Annotated in this window: 18 protein-coding genes; 8 read left to right on the forward strand and 10 right to left on the reverse strand. The window is 67.1% G+C overall.

Features of this window, described 5'->3' with window-relative positions; all coding sequences use genetic code 11:
• Positions 1–68: 68 nt before the first annotated feature.
• Together BOSE46_RS14630 and BOSE46_RS14635 are read right to left on the reverse strand one after the other, a co-directional pair.
• Complete coding sequence (locus tag BOSE46_RS14630) at positions 69–1,109, reverse strand: NAD(P)-dependent oxidoreductase (RefSeq protein ID WP_159540934.1); 1,041 nt, start codon at positions 1,107–1,109, stop codon at positions 69–71.
• On the reverse strand, positions 1,106–1,909 hold the full coding sequence (locus tag BOSE46_RS14635) for an S-methyl-5'-thioadenosine phosphorylase (protein ID WP_159540935.1): 804 nt from the start codon (positions 1,907–1,909) through the stop codon (positions 1,106–1,108). Before BOSE46_RS14635 ends, BOSE46_RS14630 begins: the two co-directional genes overlap by 4 nt.
• Before the next feature lie 176 nt (positions 1,910–2,085).
• On the opposite strand from BOSE46_RS14635, the gene BOSE46_RS14640 reads away from it, so the two are divergent.
• The 3 genes from BOSE46_RS14640 (at position 2,086) to BOSE46_RS14650 (ending at position 5,675) form a co-directional block, all read left to right on the forward strand.
• Entirely contained in the window at positions 2,086–2,757 is a 672-nt protein-coding gene (locus tag BOSE46_RS14640; protein WP_201299642.1) for a hypothetical protein, read from the forward strand.
• Positions 2,758–3,315: 558 nt separating this feature from the next.
• Positions 3,316–4,821: an acetyl-CoA hydrolase/transferase family protein gene (locus tag BOSE46_RS14645; RefSeq protein ID WP_159540936.1), complete on the forward strand. Its 1,506-nt coding sequence runs from the start codon at positions 3,316–3,318 to the stop codon at positions 4,819–4,821.
• Positions 4,818–5,675 (forward strand): potassium channel family protein, encoded by an 858-nt coding sequence (locus tag BOSE46_RS14650; RefSeq protein WP_159540937.1) that lies wholly within the window; start codon positions 4,818–4,820, stop codon positions 5,673–5,675. The genes BOSE46_RS14645 and BOSE46_RS14650 overlap by 4 nt, the downstream gene beginning before the upstream one ends.
• Positions 5,676–5,746: 71 nt before the next feature.
• On the opposite strand, the gene BOSE46_RS14655 is transcribed toward BOSE46_RS14650, so the two are convergent.
• Positions 5,747–6,289, reverse strand: coding sequence for a DoxX family membrane protein (locus BOSE46_RS14655; RefSeq protein WP_159540938.1), 543 nt, complete (start codon positions 6,287–6,289; stop codon positions 5,747–5,749).
• Positions 6,290–6,582: 293 nt separating this feature from the next.
• On the opposite strand from BOSE46_RS14655, the gene BOSE46_RS14660 reads away from it, so the two are divergent.
• Genes BOSE46_RS14660 through cydC form a run of 4 tightly spaced genes read left to right on the forward strand, consistent with a single transcriptional unit; the run spans position 6,583 to position 12,229 of the window.
• Positions 6,583–7,989, forward strand: a complete 1,407-nt coding sequence (locus BOSE46_RS14660; protein WP_159540939.1) for a cytochrome ubiquinol oxidase subunit I — start codon at positions 6,583–6,585, stop codon at positions 7,987–7,989.
• 12 nt (positions 7,990–8,001) lie between these two features.
• The gene (cydB, locus tag BOSE46_RS14665) at positions 8,002–9,012 is read left to right on the forward strand and encodes a cytochrome d ubiquinol oxidase subunit II (RefSeq protein ID WP_159540940.1); all 1,011 of its coding nucleotides are present in this window, start codon (positions 8,002–8,004) and stop codon (positions 9,010–9,012) included.
• Positions 9,009–10,628: a thiol reductant ABC exporter subunit CydD gene (gene cydD, locus BOSE46_RS14670; protein WP_159540941.1), complete on the forward strand. Its 1,620-nt coding sequence runs from the start codon at positions 9,009–9,011 to the stop codon at positions 10,626–10,628. Before cydB ends, cydD begins: the two co-directional genes overlap by 4 nt.
• On the forward strand, positions 10,625–12,229 hold the full coding sequence (cydC, locus tag BOSE46_RS14675) for a thiol reductant ABC exporter subunit CydC (RefSeq protein WP_159540942.1): 1,605 nt from the start codon (positions 10,625–10,627) through the stop codon (positions 12,227–12,229). Before cydD ends, cydC begins: the two co-directional genes overlap by 4 nt.
• A 1-nt stretch (position 12,230) precedes the next feature.
• Here the strand turns inward: cydC and BOSE46_RS14680 are convergent, their stop codons facing one another.
• Entirely contained in the window at positions 12,231–12,650 is a 420-nt protein-coding gene (locus BOSE46_RS14680; protein WP_159540943.1) for a DUF1003 domain-containing protein, read from the reverse strand.
• A 68-nt stretch (positions 12,651–12,718) separates the two neighbouring features.
• On the opposite strand from BOSE46_RS14680, the gene BOSE46_RS14685 reads away from it, so the two are divergent.
• Positions 12,719–13,144, forward strand: coding sequence for a pyridoxamine 5'-phosphate oxidase family protein (locus BOSE46_RS14685; RefSeq protein WP_159540944.1), 426 nt, complete (start codon positions 12,719–12,721; stop codon positions 13,142–13,144).
• 7 nt (positions 13,145–13,151) lie between these two features.
• Here the strand turns inward: BOSE46_RS14685 and arcC are convergent, their stop codons facing one another.
• The 6 genes from arcC to BOSE46_RS14715 are packed head-to-tail and all read right to left on the reverse strand — an operon-like array spanning position 13,152 to position 19,284.
• Positions 13,152–14,132 (reverse strand): carbamate kinase, encoded by a 981-nt coding sequence (arcC, locus tag BOSE46_RS14690; protein WP_159540945.1) that lies wholly within the window; start codon positions 14,130–14,132, stop codon positions 13,152–13,154.
• The gene (gene argF, locus BOSE46_RS14695) at positions 14,132–15,175 is read right to left on the reverse strand and encodes an ornithine carbamoyltransferase (protein WP_159540946.1); all 1,044 of its coding nucleotides are present in this window, start codon (positions 15,173–15,175) and stop codon (positions 14,132–14,134) included. Before argF ends, arcC begins: the two co-directional genes overlap by 1 nt.
• Positions 15,172–16,398 carry an arginine deiminase gene (locus BOSE46_RS14700; protein WP_159540947.1) on the reverse strand — a complete coding sequence of 409 codons (1,227 nt, stop codon included), beginning with the start codon at positions 16,396–16,398 and terminating at the stop codon, positions 15,172–15,174. The genes argF and BOSE46_RS14700 overlap by 4 nt, the downstream gene beginning before the upstream one ends.
• Position 16,399: 1 nt before the next feature.
• Positions 16,400–17,815 carry an amino acid permease gene (locus BOSE46_RS14705; protein WP_159540948.1) on the reverse strand — a complete coding sequence of 472 codons (1,416 nt, stop codon included), beginning with the start codon at positions 17,813–17,815 and terminating at the stop codon, positions 16,400–16,402.
• A gap of 58 nt (positions 17,816–17,873) precedes the next feature.
• The gene (locus BOSE46_RS14710; protein WP_159540949.1) at positions 17,874–18,443 is read right to left on the reverse strand and encodes a flavodoxin domain-containing protein; all 570 of its coding nucleotides are present in this window, start codon (positions 18,441–18,443) and stop codon (positions 17,874–17,876) included.
• 1 nt (position 18,444) lies between these two features.
• The gene (locus BOSE46_RS14715; RefSeq protein WP_159540950.1) at positions 18,445–19,284 is read right to left on the reverse strand and encodes a universal stress protein; all 840 of its coding nucleotides are present in this window, start codon (positions 19,282–19,284) and stop codon (positions 18,445–18,447) included.
• Positions 19,285–19,431: the final 147 nt, after the last annotated feature.

The following is a 19,431-nucleotide window of genomic DNA, read 5'->3' on the forward strand; positions in this document are numbered from 1 at the left end:
CGAAGCGGGAGCGTTCCGCGGCGAAGCCGCCATCCGGCGAAGCGTGGCGAGGTGACTCCCCAGCCTGCTCACCGCGGGCGCAAGGGGTCGGTCGCCAGCTGGGCCAGCCCGACCTGGGGAGTGATCTCCGCGGTGAAGCCGAGCCCCTCGGTCGCGGCCCTCGGCGAGGCCACCACGTGGCGTACGTCGAACCGGCGGTAGTCGCCGGTCAGCTCCGGCGGCGCACCGTCGGCAGCCGCCGAAAGCGTCGTCGCCATCTCCCCGATGGTGAAGGGGTGCCCCGACGCGATGTTGTAGGCCGTCAGGCCCGACGGATGCGCCCCGACCTGCTCGATCGCCAGCACGTTGGCCCGTGCGACATCTGTGACGTGCACGAAGTCACGGACCTGCCGGCCGTCCTCGAACACCTGCGGAGCCTCGCCGCGCGCGATTGCCGAGCGGAAGATCGCCGCCACACCGGCGTACGGCGTGTCCGCGGGCATGCCCGGACCGTAGACGTTGTGATAGCGCAGCGCGATCGTCCGCGCGTCGTCGAGCGTGCACCATGCGCCGGCGTACTGCTCCTGCGCCACCTTCGAGGCGGCATAGCTGGTGCGCGGCAGGAACGGCGTGTCCTCGCCGATCTCCCGCCACGTGATCTCGCCTCCACACACGGGGCAGCGTGGGTCGAACCGCCCGGCAGCGAGATCATCCTCGCGGCGCACGGCCGGGGGCACGTCACCGTCGACGGGGCACGTGTAGCGGCCGTCGCCGTAGACCACCATCGATGACGCGAGCACCAGGTCACGCAGACCTGCCCGCGACATAGCGGCGAGCAGCCGGGCGGTGCCTGCGTCATTGTGCTCGGCGTAGTCGGGCAGGTCCTGGGCGTCCACGCCGTTGCCGACCATCGCGGCCTGGTGGCACACCACGTCGATCCCCTCGAGCACCTCGTCGAGCGGGTCCCTGCGCAGGTCGATGCGGTGGATGCTCGAGTCGTACGCCACGTCGGGGCCGTGCGCCTGCGGCAGGTACGCGTCGAGCGCCACCACCTCATGCCCTCGCGCGAGCGCTTGGCTCCGGATGTGTCCTCCGATGAAGCCGGCCGCACCCGTCAGCAGGATCCTCACGGCAGCTCGATCGGCAGGTCCATGCCGTCCACCGCGTGCGAGCAGCTGCAGTCGCGGTCCGTCCCCAGGCCAGCGACAACGGACGTGAGCGCCGCCTTGAGGGTCTCGGTGTGGGCCGAGAAGACCGCGAACACCTCGTCCATGCTGACCGCGCTCGCCTCGTCGACACCGGCGTCGTGGTCGGTGACCAGCGCGACCGTGGCGTAGCAGAGTGCCAGCTCGCGGGCCAGGACTGCTTCGGGGTGGCCCGTCATGTTGATGACCGCCCAGCCCTGATCGGCGTACCACCTCGACTCGGCGCGGGTCGAGAACCGGGGACCCTCGATCACGACCATCGCGCCGCCGTCCGCAGGATTCTGGTCGGCAAGCCCGTCGAGCAGGTGGGTCCGCAGTCTCGCGCAGTAGGGGTCCGCGAACGACACGTGGCACGCACCGGAGTCGAAGTACGTCTGGTGGCGCCCCGCCGTAAGGTCCACGAGCTGATCGGGCACGACGAAGGTGCCGGGCCCGTGCTCCACCTGCAACCCACCGACCGCGCACGGCGCGAGCACCTGACGCACCCCGAGGCTGCGCAGGGCCCACATGTTGGCGCGGTACGGGACGCGGTGGGCCGGGAAGTCGTGGTGCGGCCCATGACGCGGGAGGAACGCGACCGACCGACCCTCGACCGTACCGATGGAGATGGGCGCGGACGGCTTCCCGTACGGCGTCTCGACCTCGACCTGCCGTGGCTCGTCGAGGAACGTGTAGAACCCGGATCCGCCGATCACGGCGACGTCTGGGCGCTGGGTCTCAGTCATGTCGTCGAGCATGTCATCCCGCAGGCCAGGACGGGGGGCGAGGCGAGTGACGGTCACCAGGTCGTCACGGGTCAAAGCAGAAGCTTGCGGGCCAGACCAATCATCGCCACCCCACCGTGGCGAACCACGGGTGTCAGCAGATGACCCCAGGACATACACACAAGGATGTGGACCACATGAGCTCCATCAGCTCTCGCAAGAAGAAGATCGCCGGCCTCGCCATCGTCGCCATCGCAGCCCTGCCGCTCGCGGCGTGCGGTTCGTCAGGCTCCGACTCGTCGTCGTCCGACTCCAAGGTCTCGGTCGCCAAGCCCGTCGCCCGCCTCAACGACCTCAGCACCGGCGGCACGACCGCCATCAAGCTCGACCAGGGCTTCGTCGACGCTCTGACGTCGCTCAAGCTCACCCCCGGAGTCGTCGACGGCGCAAAGCTCGAGGACGGGTCGCTGATCTTCCCGATCACCGGCGGCAACGTCACCTACTTCAAGCCCGGCACCGCCAAGCCGTACGTCATCGGACAGATCCAGCACGAGGCCTCAGGCCTCTCGCTGACCGCCGGGGACATCAAGGTCGAGCTGACCAACTTCAACGTCGACCCCGGCATCTCACGGGTCTACGGCGACGTCACGGTCAACGGCAAGGTGGCCGCCACCAGCGCGTTCTTGTTCCAGCTGCGCGGCGCGACCCTGAAGCCGCTGCAGACCGAGGGCGACACCGCGATCCTCGAAGGCACCAAGGTCTTCATCAGCCCGGTCGCAGCCGGACTCTTGAACAAGACCTTCGGCACCGACGCGGTGACCAAGGACCTCCTGGTCGGCGTCGCGAAGATCACCGTCAACACCAAGTAGTCGACGGCACCTCTCTCCCTTGGGTGAGAAGCACAGTGGGCGCGTTTCCTTCGGGACGCGCCCACTGTGCTGTCCAACTGTTGGCCCGGGATGAAGAAGACCCCCTGACCGGCATCTCTGCTGGTCAGGGGGTCTTTTTCCATGGTAGCCCCGACGGGATTCGAACCCGCGCTACCGCCTTGAGAGTTGAAACCAAGCCTGATGGGACAGTGGTGGTCACTGCTGTTTTTCGCTGATTTCTCAGGTGATTCTCTGCTCGCCGTGATTGGACGTTGGGGACAGATATCGGCGGCTTTTGACTCTCGTGTTGCCCCAGTGTTGCCCGACGCGAGTCACGCTGACGTGACCCCAGCGAAGGCGTGATCCGCCGTCGGGTGCGACCAGCTGATCGGAACGTCGGGGAGGCCCAAGGACTTCAGTCCGGCTCCGACAGGACGTTGGCTCCTTCACATTCCCTCAGGGTTAAGGGACGCTGCCACGTGTGAGACTTCGACAACGGCCCGGCGCATGGGTCACGGCCTCGACAGCCACAGACCACCGAGCAGATGGGAATCACCCATGAGTCGGATCTCCTGTCCCGTGCTCACCGAGCGAATCACGGACGCCGCGACAGCAGCCGCGCTCATATGCCACGGCGATCATGTCGGGTTCAGCGGCTTCACCGGCGCCGGCTATCCCAAGGCACTGCCTCGCGCACTCGCGCGACGTATGTCTGACGCCCACGATCGGGGTGACGAGTTCCGCATCGGACTCTGGACCGGCGCGTCGACTGCCCCCGACGCGGACGGCGCGCTGGCCCAGGTCAACGGCATCTCGTCGCGGTTGCCCTACAACTCCGACCCGACGTTGCGACGGCTCATCAACTCCGGCGACGTGGAGTACATCGACGAGCACCTCAGCCACTCGGCCCAGCACATGTGGTTCGGCTTCTACGGCCGCCTCGACATCGCGGTCGTCGAGGTGACGGCGATCCTGCCCGGTGGGGTCCTGGTCCCGAGCACCTCCGTCGGCAACAACAAGACCTGGCTCGACCGCGCGGACCGCGTCATCCTCGAGGTCAACCACTGGCAGCCCCGCGAGCTTGAGGGGTTCCACGACATTTACGAAGGCACCGCACTGCCGCCGCACCGCAGACCGATCCAGCTGACGGAGCCCCTGCAACGGATCGGCGACCCCTATCTGCACGTCGATCCTGACAAGGTCGTCGCTGTCGTCGAGACCGACCATCCGGATCGCAATTCTCCCTTTTCTCCTCCGAACGAGACATCAAGGGCGATCGCGGACCACGTCCTGGACTTTCTGCGCCACGAAGTCTCCGCGGGACGCATGCCACCTGGGTTGCTCCCGCTCCAGTCGGGCGTAGGGAACGTGGCGAACGCCGTGCTGGCCGGCCTCGACGGGAGCGAATTCACCGGCCTCGTGGCGTTCACCGAGGTCATTCAGGACGCCATGCTCGACCTGCTGGACAGCGGGACCCTTCGGGCGGCATCGGCCACGTCGTTCGGCCTCTCGGAGCTCGGCGCGAAGCGGTTCATGGCGAACATCGAGGCATACAAGGGCCGCATCCTGCTGCGCAGCGAGGAGATCTCCAACCACCCCGAGCTCGTACGACGCCTCGGCGTGATGGCCATGAACGGGATGATCGAGGCCGACATCTACGGCAACGTCAACTCCACGCACGTCATGGGCAGCTCGATCATGAACGGCATCGGCGGCAGCGGCGACTTCGCGCGCAACGCGTTCCTCAGCTTCTTCTTGACACCCTCGACCGCCAAGAATGGTGCGATCTCGACGATCGTCCCCATGGTGAGCCACGTCGACCACACCGAGCACGACGTTCACGTCATCGTCACCGAGCACGGGTTGGCGGACCTGCGGGGCAAGTCCCCACGTGCCAGAGCGCAGCAAGTCATCAGGAACTGTGCCCACCCGAGTTTCCGCGACGCCCTTCACAGCTACACCGAACGAGCATGGGCAGCGCACCCACACGGCCGTCACACGCCACACCTCCTCGCTGAGGCGCTGAGCTGGCACGAGCGATACATCGAGAGCGGTGAGATGTGACGGGCTGGCTGGTCACGACACTCGGCGCCGCCGTCGTGCTGGCGGTGCTGCTCGACATCTTCCACACCCTGGCCAACCCGGGACGGCAGGGGCTTGTGAGCCGGTGGGTCCACGTGGGGTTGTGGCGCGTTTCGGGTCGCAGCTCATGGTCTGGACCGGTCGCGATGCTCACCGTGATCGGGGTCTGGGGCCTCGTCGCCGTTCTGGGCTGGGCGCTGATCTATTGGCCACACGTCGATGGCGGCTTCACGTTCCCGGCAGAATCGTCCGCCGACCACGGACCGGCGTTCCTCGACGCGGTCTACATCTCGCTCGTGACGATCTCGACCTTGGGGTTCGGTGACGTCTTCCCCGCCACCGGCTGGCTCCGGATCGTCAATCCCCTCGAGGCCATCTTCGGCTTCGCACTCCTCACCGTCGCGGTCTCGTGGGTCCTGCAGGCCTACCCCGCGGTGTCTCGCCGGCGCGTCCTGTCGCTGCGCCTGAGCGGCTTGGGCCGGGCGGGCGCTGTCGACGCTCTGCCTGGCCTCGCCCCCGCCGCCGCCTCCACCCTGCTCCACGGCCTCGCCGCCGACATCGTCATCGCGCGAGTCGATCTCGGCGACTACGCCGAGACCTACTTCTTCCGCGAGAACGACGAGGAGTCGGCGCTGCCCGCCACCCTCGGCATCGCCGGGCAGCTGGGTGCTGCAGCCGGCGAGTCACCGCACCCGGAAGTCCAGCTCGCCGGCCGTGCCCTGCTGATCGCGGTCAGCGACCTGCTGGATGTCGTGCAGGACAGGTTCCTTCGCGAGTCCGGCACGCCCAACCCGATGGCGGCGTACGTACGGGATCACCGGCATCTCCCGGATTGACTCTGCGCACGAAGACCCGGCGCCGCTCCCTGAGGAGACGGCGCCGGGCCAAGTGCCTGCGGTGCTCCCTCTCACCGCAAGTACGGGTTCTTCCTCACGACAGGCAGCTTCTCCCACACCGAGCCGAGACCGAACGTCCGGCCGGCGTCGCTCAGCGCCAGGACCACGAGAAGCAGTGCGTAGATCAGGTGATCGTCGAGGAAGATGTTGTTCTCCGGAGGCAGGACGGCTGTCCACATCAGAACCAGCAGCAGCGCTCCGGCGGCTGCAGCGACACGCATTGCGACGCCGGCGATGAGAGCCACGCCGATGCCGAGCAGACCCAGCATGAACAACCAGTCGGCCCAGGCCTGTCCCGCCATCCCTTGGTAGAAGTCCGAGAACGGGCCCTTCGTGGCGTGACCGAGGAAGCCGCTCGTGGGACTGCCACCGTTGACCCAGGCATCAGCTGACGCCGTCTCGTGCCCGAGGCCGAAGGTCTTGTCGAGGAACGGCCACAGGAAGGTCCACCCCATCGCGAGGCGGGTGACGCCGAGGACGTACGGGAGAGCGCCCCTTCGTACGGTCGTGCCGGCTGCGGCTGCCGCGTGCGGGGTTCCGAGGATGGCGGTCATGGTGACTCCTTCATGTTGTCTTCGTTGAGTCCAACCTCGCGGAGCCAGCGCTGGGCGGTCAGGGCACACAGTCGCGCCTTCGTAGGTCATAGGTCCCGGACGGCATTGGCTCACCGCGCTCGGGACCAAGGTCCCTTCGGGGCGTGCTGAATGGCCGTGGCTGCACGACCGGCTCAAGCCCGAGAGTGAAGACGCGAGCCGCCGGGTGAACTCCTCTTCGATTCTCCCGATCCCGAACTCCCGGTCCCCGGCGGCTCGCCCTCCACCCGCTGACATCGGACAACAGGACAGACATGGAAGCCCTCGACCTCGCCAGATGGCAGTTCGGCATCACGACCGTCTACCACTTCTTCTTCGTGCCGATCACGATCGGCCTGTCCTTCCTGGTCGCCGGCCTGCAGACGGCTTGGTGGCGCACAGCCAACGAGAAGTACCTGCGACTGACCAAGTTCTTCGGCAAGCTGTTCCTCATCAACTTCGCCCTCGGCGTCGCGACCGGCATCGTGCAGGAGTTCCAGTTCGGGATGAACTGGAGCGACTACTCCCGCTTCGTCGGCGACATCTTCGGCGCACCCCTCGCGATCGAAGGGCTCCTCGCATTCTTCCTCGAGTCGACGTTCCTGGGACTGTGGATCTTCGGCTGGGACAAGCTGAAGCCGGGCGTCCACCTGGCAACCATCTGGATCGCCGCCATCGGGACCTTGCTCTCGTCGTACTTCATCCTCGCAGCCAACTCGTTCATGCAGAACCCGGTCGGCTTCCGCTTCAACTCCGACAAGGGACGGGCAGAGCTCACCGACTTCGGGGCTGTGCTGACCAACAAGGTCGCACTCGTCACGGTCCCGCACACGATCTTCGCGTGCTTCATGGTCGGCGGCGCCTTCATGGCCGGTATCGCCATGTGGCACGTGGTTCGCCATCCTGACCGCGACCGCGATGCATTCCGCACCGCCGTACGCCTCGGGGCCGTGACGCTGTTCGTTGCGGGTCTGGGCGTCGTCGTCACAGGCGACATCCAAGGCAAGATCATGACCGACGTCCAGCCCATGAAGATGGCGGCAGCCGAGGGCCTGTACGAGACACAACAACCGGCCGGATTCTCGTTGTTCGAGGTCGGCACGCTCGACGGCAGCAAGTCCGTCTACAAGCTCGAGGTTCCCAAGCTGCTGTCGTACCTCGGCACGGGTGACGTCAACGGCCAGGTCAAGGGCATCAACGACCTGCAGGCCGAGTATGAGAAGGCGTACGGGCCCGGTGACTACTCCCCCAACATCCCGGTCACCTATTGGACGTTCCGCGCGATGATCACGGTCGGCGGTCTCGCGATGCTCGCCGCTGCGGCCATGCTGTGGGCGACGCGCGGTGGCCGCGTCCCGACATCGCGCTGGATGCTGCGCACCGCGATCGTGCTGCCTTTCCTGCCACTGATCGGCAACTCGTTCGGCTGGATCTTCACCGAGATGGGCCGGCAGCCATGGGTCGTGTTCGGTGTGATGCCGACATCGGCGGGCGTGTCACCGGGTACCACGACCGCAGAGGTCCTCCTCTCCCTGATCGCCTTCACGGTCGTGTACGGCGTGCTCGCGATCGTCGAGTTCAAGCTCCTGCTCACCTACATCCGGGCCGGCCTTCCGGTCATCGAACCCGTCGGTGATGACGCCGACGACGACCGCGATGCGCCGCTGGCGTTCGCCTACTGATCGGACCCCGAAATGGATCTCACGACCTTCTGGTTCATCCTGATCGCCGTCTTGTGGGTCGGCTACCTCGTCCTCGAGGGATTCGACTTCGGTGTCGGGATGCTCGTCGGCGCCCTCGCGCAGGACGACGACGAGCGCCGCGTGCTCATCAACACCATCGGCCCGCTCTGGGACGGCAACGAGGTGTGGCTGCTGGTCGCCGGCGGTGCCACATTCGCCGCGTTCCCCGAGTGGTACGCCACGCTCTTCAGCGGGTTCTACCTGCCGTTGCTCCTGATCCTGATGGCCCTGATCGTGCGCGGAGTGGCGTTCGAGTACCGCGGCAAGCGCAGCGACCCCACGTGGCGTCGCAACTGGGACCTCGCGATCATCTCGGCGTCAGCCGTGCCCGCCCTCCTGTGGGGCGTCGCCCTGGCCAACATCGTCCACGGCGTCCCGATCACCGCCGACAAGGAGTACGCCGGATCGTTCTTCGACCTGCTGAACCCGTACGCCCTGCTGGGCGGACTCGTCACGTTGACTGTCTTCTTCGTCCACGGCGCGATCTTCGTCGCGCTCAAGACGGTCGGTGACATACGGGTCCGCGCCAAGTCGCTCGCTCTGAGGTCAGGTCTGGTCGCCGCGGTCCTGGCAGTCACCTTCATCGTCTGGACCGGCTTCGACCAGGGCGAGCTGCTGGTGTGGCTGCTTGGCCTCGCCGGCGCGGTGACCTTCGTCCTGGCCTTCGGCGCCACGGTGGGCGATCGGGACGGGTGGGCGTTCGCATTCACGTCCGCGACGATCGCTCTCGTCGCGATCATGCTCTTCGTGGGCCTGTTCCCCGACGTCATGCCCTCGTCGTTGAACCCCGCCTGGAACCTCACCACATCCAACGCCTCGTCGACGCACTACACGCTCGTCATCATGTCCTGGGTCGCCGTCGTCTTCACGCCGATCGTCCTGATGTACCAAGCCTGGTCCTACTGGGTGTTCCGCCAGCGAATCGGCGTCCAGCACATCCCAGCCCAGACCTCGGTGCAGTGAAGCCCCTCGACCCGCGACTGGTACGGCGGTCGCGCACCGTCCGGCACTATCTCCTCGCCGGTGTCGCGCTGGGAATCCTGACTGCTCTTCTCGTCGTCACCCAGGCGTACGCCATCGCGGCGACGGTGGCCCGGCTGTTCGACGGCCGTCCCGTCGCCTCGGTGGCCGCGCTGGTCGGCCTGTGCCTCGGGGCCCGCGCCGTCGTCGAGTGGTGCCACTCGATCGTCGCGACGCGGGCGGCGGGCGCCCTCAAGTCCGAGCTGAGATGCGAGATCCTCAACGACCTCGTCGATCCCCGACGGCTGGGTCCCGCTCCCCGGAGCTCGCGAGTCATCGTGCTGCTGGGTCGCGGGCTCGACGCGTTCGACGGGTACGTCGGGCGCTACCTCCCCCAGACGATCCTCGCCACGGTCGTCCCGGTGATCGTGGTCATCGCGGTCATGTCGGTCGATCCGCTGTCGGCCGTCATTATCGGCCTGAGCCTGCCGCTGAGCATCGTGTTCATGGTGCTGGTGGGCCTCGCGACCCGTGACAAGCTCGATCGGCGCTGGGCTGCCTTGCAACGTCTCGGTCAGCACTTTGCCAACGTCCTTGACGGGCTCGTCATCCTCAAGGTGTTCGGCCGCGACCAGACGGCTGGGCTGCGGGCCGTCGGCGAGCGCCACCGCAAGGAGACGATCCGTTCGCTGCGCGTCGCGTTCCTGTCCTCCCTCGTCCTGGAGCTGGTCGCGACGCTCTCGGTCGCCCTCATCGCGGTGAGCGTCGGCCTGCGCGTCGTGGACGACCGCATGAGCCTGCAGGACGCACTGACCGTGCTGCTGCTCGCCCCCGAGGCGTACCTACCGATCCGGCGACTCGGCGCCATGTTCCACGACAGCAAGCAGGGCGTCGAGGCGGCGTCCGAAGCCCTGGACCTGCTCGACCACGACCGCCACACCGGCCACCTGAAGGCACCCGACCCGGGAACCTCGACGATCCGCTTGCATCACGTCACGGTCGAGTTCCCCGGACGTACGACGCCCGCGCTGCACCTGGCCGACGAGACCATCCGGCCCGGGGAGTTCGTCGCCCTGGCCGGTCCCAGCGGGAGCGGCAAGTCGACCCTTCTCGACGTCCTGATGTCGTTCCTCGTGCCCACGTCAGGGCATGTGACCGTCGGCGGCATCGACCTCGCCGAGATCGATCCGGACGACTGGAGGCGCCACATCGCCTGGGTCCCCCAGATCCCCGGCATCATCGACGGCACCGTGGCGGACAACGTCCGCATGTCGAACGTCATTGCCACCGAGCTCGACGTCGCGCGCGCTCTGGCCGACGCAGGCGCAGCCGACCTCTCGCCCACACGCCGGATCAGCGAGACCGCGGACGACATCTCCGCGGGCGAGCGACGGCGCATCGCAATCGCTCGGGCCCTTCTTCGCGTACGCGTCGGAGGCGCGCGGCTCGTGCTGCTCGACGAGCCGACGGCCGGCCTCGACGCAACCCGCGAAGCCACGATCCTCACATCTCTTCGCGCCCTGGAGGTCACCGTCCTGGTTGTGGCGCACCGCCCGGAGACGATCGCCGCCGCTGACCGCGTGATCCAGGTCGAGACCTGCGAGCTGATGCCGGTATGAAGCGCCTTCTCGGTGGCGTGACGCTCGGGATCGCCGCACAGTTGTCGTCGATCGGACTCCTGCTGACGTCCGCCTGGCTCATCGTCCGGGCAGCCGAACACCCGCCCGTGCTCTACCTGATGGTGGCGATCGTGTCGGTCCGGTTCTTCGGCGTCGGCCGCGCCGCCTTCCACTACGGCGAGCGCCTGCTGACGCACGATGTCGCACTGCGCGGCACTGTCCTTGAACGCCTCCGGGTCTATCGGCTGCTCGACCGCGCGGCGCCTTGGGGCCTGGCACGGCACCGTCGCGGCGACCTGGTCGACAGAATCGTCGGCGACGTCGAATCTGCGCAGGACCGGCTGCTCCGTCTCCGGCTCCCATGGCTCTACGCCATCGTGTCGAGCTCAGCGGTGGTCGCGCTCCTCTCCTTCATCGCCCCCGCGATCGCAATGACGCTGGCCGTGCACGTGACCGTGTGCGCCGCGTTCGCCCGCTTGGTCGTAGCGCGCCTGTCGCACGCTGCACGCTCGCGATCGAACTCGCTGCGGGGAGCGATGTCCGCAGACGCATCAGCGCTGGTGCTGACCTCGCGTGACCTGGTGGCGCACGGATTGGCGGTCGACGTCGCCACGCGCGCCACCCGCAGCGCGGACGACCTTGCAGCCACCCAGCGGACCGACGCCCGCGCCGCCGGTGCCGGCACCGCGTTCGTGCTCGCGTCGACCGGAGCCACCATCCTGGTCCTCAGCACGTTGGCAGGCGGCATTGCTCCCGTTCTCGTCGGTGTCGTGCTGCTGGCACCGGTCGCGCTCATCGAACCGTTGCAGTCACTGGTCGACGCTGAGCGCCTCCGCCCGGAGATCGTCGCCGCGCACGAACGGCTGGCCGACCTGGCGAGCCTGCCCGCGCCCATCGAGGATCCGGTCGTGCTGGGCCCCCTTCCGGCGGGTGGCGACCTCGTGGTCGACGAGCTGGTCGTCGGCTGGGATCGACCCGCCGCTGCACCCGTCTCGTTCGCCGTCCGCACCGGTGAGCTCGTCGGGCTCACCGGGCCCAGCGGCGTCGGCAAAAGCACGCTCGCCATGACCCTCCTGCGCCTGATTGCGCCGCAGTCCGGCTCCGTGACGTTGGGAGGCGTCGACTTCTCACACCTCGCGGGCTCAGATGTCCGTACGCGTGTCGGCATGACGGGACAGGACGACATCGTGTTCGACACGACGATTCGCGAGAACCTCAAGGTGGCCGACCCGGAAGCTGCTGTCGGCGCAATGCACGATGCGCTTCGACGAGCCGGCCTGGAGCGCTTCGTCGCAGCCCTGCCGAAGGGACTCGACACCCCCGTCGGCGAGAACGGCAACGAGCTCAGCGGCGGGGAGCGTCAACGGCTGGGCATTGCGCGACTGCTCCTGGCCCGCCACGACATCCTCGTCCTCGACGAGCCGACCGAGCACCTCGACGAAGCCACGGCTACCGACGTCATGCGTGACATCGTGCAGTTGAGCACCGATCACGGCGTGCTGCTGATCTCCCACTCCCCTGCCGCTCTGGCCCGCTGCACCCGGATCGTCCTGCTGCAGCCGCCTGTCGAGACTCGGAGTGCCACGCATGTCGCGGCGTAGCTCAGCTGGGCCGCGTGCCGTCGTCGATGATGATCCGACGGTGCAGCTCAGTCGTCAGTGTGTGGATGGCACGGGTGATCTCCGTGTTGGTCTTGAGCTCGAGCTCCTGCTCGACGAAATCGTGCTCGGCCTTGGCCTTCTGGAACGCGGCCTGCCGGTTCTGACCGATCATGACGAACGTCGACAGGAAGATCGCCTCGAGCGAGACGACCAGCGTCAAGGTCGGCCACGGACTGCCTTCGGCGAACACCATCCATGCCGCGAAGACCACCGCGTGGATGTAGACGAACGGCATCGAACCCGCGAACGCCGTGATCGCGTCAGCGATGCGGAGCTGCGCATCGTCGAGTCTCGTCTGGTGGAAGGCGATCACGGCAGGATGACGAGGTCTGGACACGGTCGGCTCGACTGGTTCACTCATGAGGAAACTCCTGGTTCGCGGGACTACTGGAAGTATGGGCTCAACTCGACACGAGGACGGACAGCGCCATGACCACACCCGATGATCGCTCGCACGGCTCGATCGTCGAGCTGCCTGAAAATGAGTGCCTCGCGCTTCTGGAGACCACGACGGTCGGCCGGATCGCCTTCGTCGACGGCCAGGGCCAGCAGCTCGTTCCAGTGAACTTCGCGGTGATGAACGGCGCCATCTACTTCCGCACGTTGCCAGGCGGCTTCCTCGCGCAGCTCGCTCGCGGCCACGACGATGTCGCGTTCGGCGTCGACCACCAGGACGTGTTCCGACACGGCTGGAACGTCACGGTTCGCGGAAGCGCGCGAGAGGTCGAGGATCGGGCGACGATCAATCAGGTCCTGTCCAACCACAGATTGGAGCCGTGGGCGGGAGGAGTGCGACCTCTGGTGATCAAGGTCAGCCCCACGTCGATCGCCGGCCGGAAGGTGTCTGTTCGCTGAGGCCGACCTACCGCGCGACGGGATCCACCGTCCGGGTCCAGTGGCAGTCCATGCCCTCACGCGAACGCGAGACGGTGGTGCCGGCTCGACCGGCCAGCATGGCGTCGATGTCCTGGAGCGACCCGATGACGGCCGTTCCGGACGTCTCGTGGGCGAACTGCACGGCAGCGCGGACCTTCGGTCCCATCGATCCGGCCGGGAAAGCATCGGGATCGAGCGCATCGGGGTGCGCCCGCACGATCCGACGTTCGTCGTCACCGTGCCAGTCGAGGTAGACGCCGTCGACGTCCGTGGCGATGATCAGCAGGTCGGCGTGGAGGTCACGAGCCAAGACGGCACTGGCGAGGTCCTTGTCGATGACGGCCTCCACTCCCATCAGCACGTCTCCAGGAGCGTTCGGCAGGTCGGGAGGTGTACGCAGAGTCGGCACTCCCCCGCCACCGGCACAGATAACCACAGCCCGTTTCTCCAGCAACCATTGGATCGGCTGCAGCTCGACGATCCGATGTGGACGCGGAGACGGGACCACCCGTCGCATCCACGTGCCGTCGCGCTTCATCGTCCAACCGTTCTGCTCTGCGGCGGCCGCGGCGGCCTCGTCGGCGTATCCGGGGCCCACGAACTTGGTCGGATCATGAAAAGCCGGGTCGCGCGCGTCGACCTCCGTCCTGGTCACCAGCGTTGTCACCACGCGATGGTTGCCGAGCTGGTTGCCGAGCTCCTGCTCGATGAGGTAACCGATCATGCCTTCGGTCGAGGCGCCGAGCACGTCGAACGGGTACTCGCTGACATGGTCGTACGCCGCCGCCTGCAGCGCCAACAACCCGATCTGGGGGCCATTGCCATGCGACACGATCAGCTCGTGCTCCGCCGCGATGCGGGCAAGCGGCCCACAGGCCGCTGCGATCGACGCGCGCTGGTTGGCGACGGTCATCTGCTGATCACGGCGAAGGATCGCGTTTCCCCCCAGTGCGACCACGACGCGCATCAGCTCTCCAACGTGGCGACCAAGATCGCCTTGATCGTGTGCATCCGGTTCTCCGCTTGATCGAAGACGATCGACTGCGGCGACTCGAACACCTCGTCGGTGACCTCGAGCGCCTCACGACCCGTCTCGGTGAAGATCTTGTGGCCGATCTCGGTGCGCCGGTCGTGGAACGCCGGCAGACAGTGCATGAAGGCCGTGTCAGGGCGGCCGGTCAGAGCCATGAGTGACGCGTTGACCTGATAGTCGTTCAGCAGCTCGAGGCGACTGGTCCACACCGACTCGGGCTCGCCCATCGAGACCCACACGTCGGTGTAGACGAAGTCGACACCGGCCAGGGCCTGCGCGGGGTCGCTCGTCTGGAGCAACGATGCGCCCGTCGTCTGGGCGATCGCAGCAGCCGCCGACATGACCTCCGTCGAGTTCCACAGCGACTCCGGACCGACCATCCGCACGTCCATCCCCGACATGGCTCCGGCGATGAGCAACGAGTTGCCCACGTTGTTGCGGGCATCCCCGACGTATGCGAACGAGATCTCATCGGCCGGCTTGCCGCTGTGCTCCAGCATCGTGAAGACGTCGCACAGCGACTGGGTGGGGTGCCACGTGTCGCTCAGCCCGTTCCAGACCGGGACGCCGGACGACCGCGCGAGCTCCTCGATATTGGCGTGCGCGAAGCCGCGGTACTCGATGCCGTCGAACATCCGGCCGAGAACACGTCCGGTGTCCTTGACCGACTCCTTGTGGCCCAGCTGCGAGCCGGTCGGATCCAGATACGTGACGTGGGCACCTTGGTCGTGGGCCGCGACCTCGAACGCGCACCGCGTCCGGGTTGAGTTCTTGGCGAACACGAGGGCGATGTTGCGACCTCGGAGCCGCTGGACCTCGCGGCGGTGCCGCTTGTCTTCCTTGAGCTCCTGCGTCAGCTGCAGCAGACCGGCCCACTGGTCGATCGTGAGGTCCTGTTCCTTGGTGATGCTCTTGCCGGCAAGACCCAGGTGGGCCTTCGGGACCTCGTAGCCGAGGTTGGGATCCAGGAGTGTCATGACGACACCGCCTCTCGTGAGATGGGACAGGTCATGCACCGCGGCCCGCCCCGGCCGCGACCGAGCTCCGAGCCGACGACGGGGATCACCTCGATGCCGTTCTCCGTCAGATAGCGATTCGTGAAGGTGTTGCGCTCGTAGCCCATGACGACGCCAGGAGCGATCGCCAGGAAGTTGTTGCCGTCGTCCCACTGCTCGCGGGCTGCGGTCATCCGGTTGGTTGGCACCTGGAGCACCCTGACCTTGTCGATCTCGAGCGCCTCGCCGATCGCCGCGAACAGCTCGCGGTTCTCGCGGACCTCGTAGTGACCGACTCGTCCGACGGGTGTCAGCGTGAACGACCTGAGCTCGTCGGGCAGGTAGGGATAGACGCAGAAGGCGTCCCTGTCGACCATCGTCATCGCGGTGTCGAGGTGCATGAAGGCACGTTCCTTGGGCAGCTCGACGACGATGACCCGGTCGGCGGTCCCCGTCTCGAACAGGCGTCGGGCCAGGACTTCCACGCCTTGCGGGGTGGTGCGCTCCCCCATCCCGATCATCACGGTCTGGTTGCCCAGCACCGTGATGTCGCCGCCCTCGATCGTCGCCGGTCGATGCGGGATCGAGTCGTTGCCGTAGAGCATCGTCATGCCGGCGTCGCGGAACGTGGGATGGAAGTTGTAGATCACCCGGGAGTTGATGGTCTCTCTCTCCCGGGCCGCCTTGGCCATCGGGTTGATCGAGAGGCCACCGTAGATCCACGCGGAGTTGTCACGCTGGAACAGGTGATTCGGAAGGGGCCGCAGGACGAAGTCCTCGTCGTCGAGGTACTCCATCAGCAGGCTCGACGCGTGCAGGAGCGGTGCCACCTCACGCTTGAGCAATCCTCCGATCAGCATGTCGGCCAGGTCTGCCGCCGGCGTACCGGCGATGAGGGCGTCCAGCGGCGCGTCGAGCGCCGGGCCGAACTGGGTGGCCGTCGTGAGCCGATCCTGCAGGAACTCGCGGGCTCCCGGTTGGTCCAGAGCCTCGGCCAGCAGGGTGGCGAAGTGGTGGACCACGATGCCGCGGCCCTCCATCTGGGCGACGAAGGCATCGTGCTCCTCCCGTGCGCGCTCGGCCCACATGACGTCGTCGAAGAGCAGATCGTCCACGTTGTCCGGTGTCAGTCTGGAGAGCTCACTGCCGGGACGGTGCACGATGACCTCGTGCAGCGTGCCGACTTCTGAGTTGACGCCGAGCATGTCAGGCCACCGATCCGTCGTACGCGGGGACTGCTGCGGGCTCTGTCATGTGCCTGCGCTGAGACAGGTAGACCGGGACGCCGACCAGGAGTGCGCCACCGGTCATCAGGAACGGTCCCCACACGACGTACCAGGAGGCATCGACGTTGCGGGAGTAGTAGATGAACCCGATCGACGCAGCCACGGAGGCAACGGCGACGACCATGTCACGGGTGAAGTGCGCGGCGTTGCCCACCTCGCGATCCTTGAGGCGCCAGACGATCTGCGCCAGGGCGGAGAACCCGAACGGGATCGCTGCGGTGATGCCGGTCATCAGCACCAGCGTCGTGAACACCGTCGAGCCGTTGGTGCCCCAGAAGCTGATGAGCACCGCGATCGACGCGAACAGGGTCGAGGAGACGATGCCGAACACCGGAGCACCGCGCGACGAGAGCTCGGCGAACTGCTTGGGGAAGAGTCCGTCCTTCGCGGCCGCCCTGGGCATCTCCGCGCAGATCATGGTCCAGCCGTTGAGGGCGCCAATGCCCGAGATGATGACGGCGATCGCCACCAGGTCCCCGGACCACGTGCCGCCGAAGATCGAGTTGGTGGCGACGGCGTACGACGCCTTGTTCTCGTCCAGCGCGAGCGCAGCCGTGGGCAGGATGCCGAAGACCGCTATCAGCGACAACATGTAGACCACGGCGCTGGCTAGCGTCCCGAAGACGGTCGCGCGAGGGATGTTGTGCTTCGGGTCGCGTACGTTGGCCGCGGCCACGGCTGCGGTCTCGACGCCGAGGTACGCGAACAGGCAGATCGCCATCGCGCCCCCGATGGCCGACATGTTGGTGTCGCCACTGGTGTTCCAAGGCGTGAAGTTGCCCGCGCTGATGTAGAACAAGCCGATCGTCGCGAGGAACGCCAGGGGAAGGAACTTGAGCACGGTCGTGACGACCTGGAACGCGCCGACGTTACGGAGCCCACTGATGTTGACCGCCGCGGGGATCCAGAGCCCGGCGAACGCGATCAGGATGCTGACCGCGGTGCTGCCGCCCTTGTTGATGAAGTGCTCCACGTAGTAGACCCAGCCGACCGCGATGGCAGCATTGCCCGCCCACGCCGTGATCCAGTACGACCAGGCGTTGCCGAAGCCGACCCCGTTGCCGAATGCGGTACGGCTGTAGGCGTACGGGCCACCGTCAGCGGGGATGCGCCGGCTGAGCGCTGCGAACAGCAGTGCGAAGGCGATGGCGGCAACGCTCGCGATGGCCATGGCCAACAGGCTGATGGGGCCATAGGAGGCGAGCGAGTACGGCAGGCTGAAGATGCCGACGCCGATGATGCTGCCGACGATGAGAGCCGTTGACTGCGACAGTCCCATCTTGTGATCGGTGCCGGCAGCTGAGTCGCTCGCCGGTCGATGGATCAAGCTGACCATGATGTTCTCCTGGGTGTGATGTCTGACCTCCACAGTTGCGTCTGAGGAGGGTGTGGTCTCAGGGCAGTGCGTCCTCGTTCGAGGTGCCTTTGGTCCCGTCGGAAGGAGCCGGCACGACGGACAGCTGCTTGGCGATGTGATGTGCCCAGGCGTCGACCTCGTCCCAGTCGCGGTGGTCTCCAGGGATCGCGTGGACAGCCTTGACCACGGCACGTTCGACCCAGCTCAATCGCGACGTGTCGAGCCTGCCGCCAAAGACCTTGTGCTCGATGGCCTGTCCGGCCTGGACCATCGAGTCGGCAGAGATGATCTGCGCGTTCTCGGTCTCGACCTCCGAGACCGGACCCGTGCTGAACAGCCAGAGATCGAACAGCGGAGCGTCCTTGAGGTAGGCGAGGGCGTGAGCCGCGGCCCGCATCCAGTGTCCGTAGTAGATCGCGCTGCCGAGGACGACGGCGTCGGCGTCGTCGAGAGCCCGGAGGTCCGAGAGCTCGGGCCGGATGACACGCCAGCCCAGCGGGAGGTCGTTGCCCAAGGTCCACGCCAGACGGTCCGCGATCTCGCAGGTCCCGCCATGCCGGCTGGCCGCGGCCACGACCAGCGTCCTGCAGGGGGCGACTGTGTCCATGTCAGGCGCCCCTGTAGTCGTCCGGGATCACAGCCACGGGGCAATGGGCCCGCTTCAGGACCTCGGCGGCCAGCGGGCGCGCCAGCGCGAAGGGCAGACCGTGACGGTGCGGACGGCCGACCACGACGAGCTCAGAGCGCTCGGTCGCCCGGATGCACGCGTCGTCTGCCTCGTCGATCGGGAAGCTCAGCAGCACACGGACATCGGGATACTGCTCTGACCAGCCGGCGAGGATCTCCCCGACGTTGGCGCGTACGGCCTCGGAGTCCTCGCGCGTCGTGGCGGGCGGGATCGCGTGCAACACGTGCAGGACGTTGCCGAACGCGCCTGCCTGCTCGAACGCGAACTGCAACGCGCCCTTGGCCGGGGTGTCGCCGTCGAGCGCGATCACCACGCCGCCGGTCAGTGGGGTGGGATAGGCGCGTTCCGCCACGACCACGACGGGGCAGCTTGCGTGGAGGGCGATGTGCGACGCAATGGCACCTCCGAGAAGACGGTCTGGCCACGAGACATGGTCCGCACCGATGACCAAGACGTTCGCATCGGCCGACGCCGCTTCGAGCGCCTCGATGGGTGCGGTGGTCGTCAGCTCATACGTCACCGGGACCGGCGTGACTTCCTGCTCGACGAAATGCCGCGCGTCGTCCAGCACCTGCTGGCCGACTTCACGGATCTCCGTCTCGAACTCGGGGCTGACGTAGAACGCGTCGGCCGGCAAGCCGGCCGAGTGGAGGACGCGCACACCAGAACCCCGACGGTGTGCCTCCCTCAAGGCAAAGCGGAGGGCGGTCGGCTGCTTGTCGCCGACGCCCACGACGACAGACGTGCCGTTGGTGTCCATGATTCCTCCTGGCTGTTCGCTGTCCTCCCAGCATTCGTCGGCCGCCACCGAAGAGACACGGGCTGCCGTCCCCATGTGCGGGGACCAAGGTCCCCCGGTCTGACCCGGCGCACGTGACGCGCATTCCGGCGTAACCTGTGGCCGGGG

Source organism: Aeromicrobium sp. 9AM (genome assembly GCF_902506105.1).
GTDB lineage: Bacteria > Actinomycetota > Actinomycetes > Propionibacteriales > Nocardioidaceae > Aeromicrobium.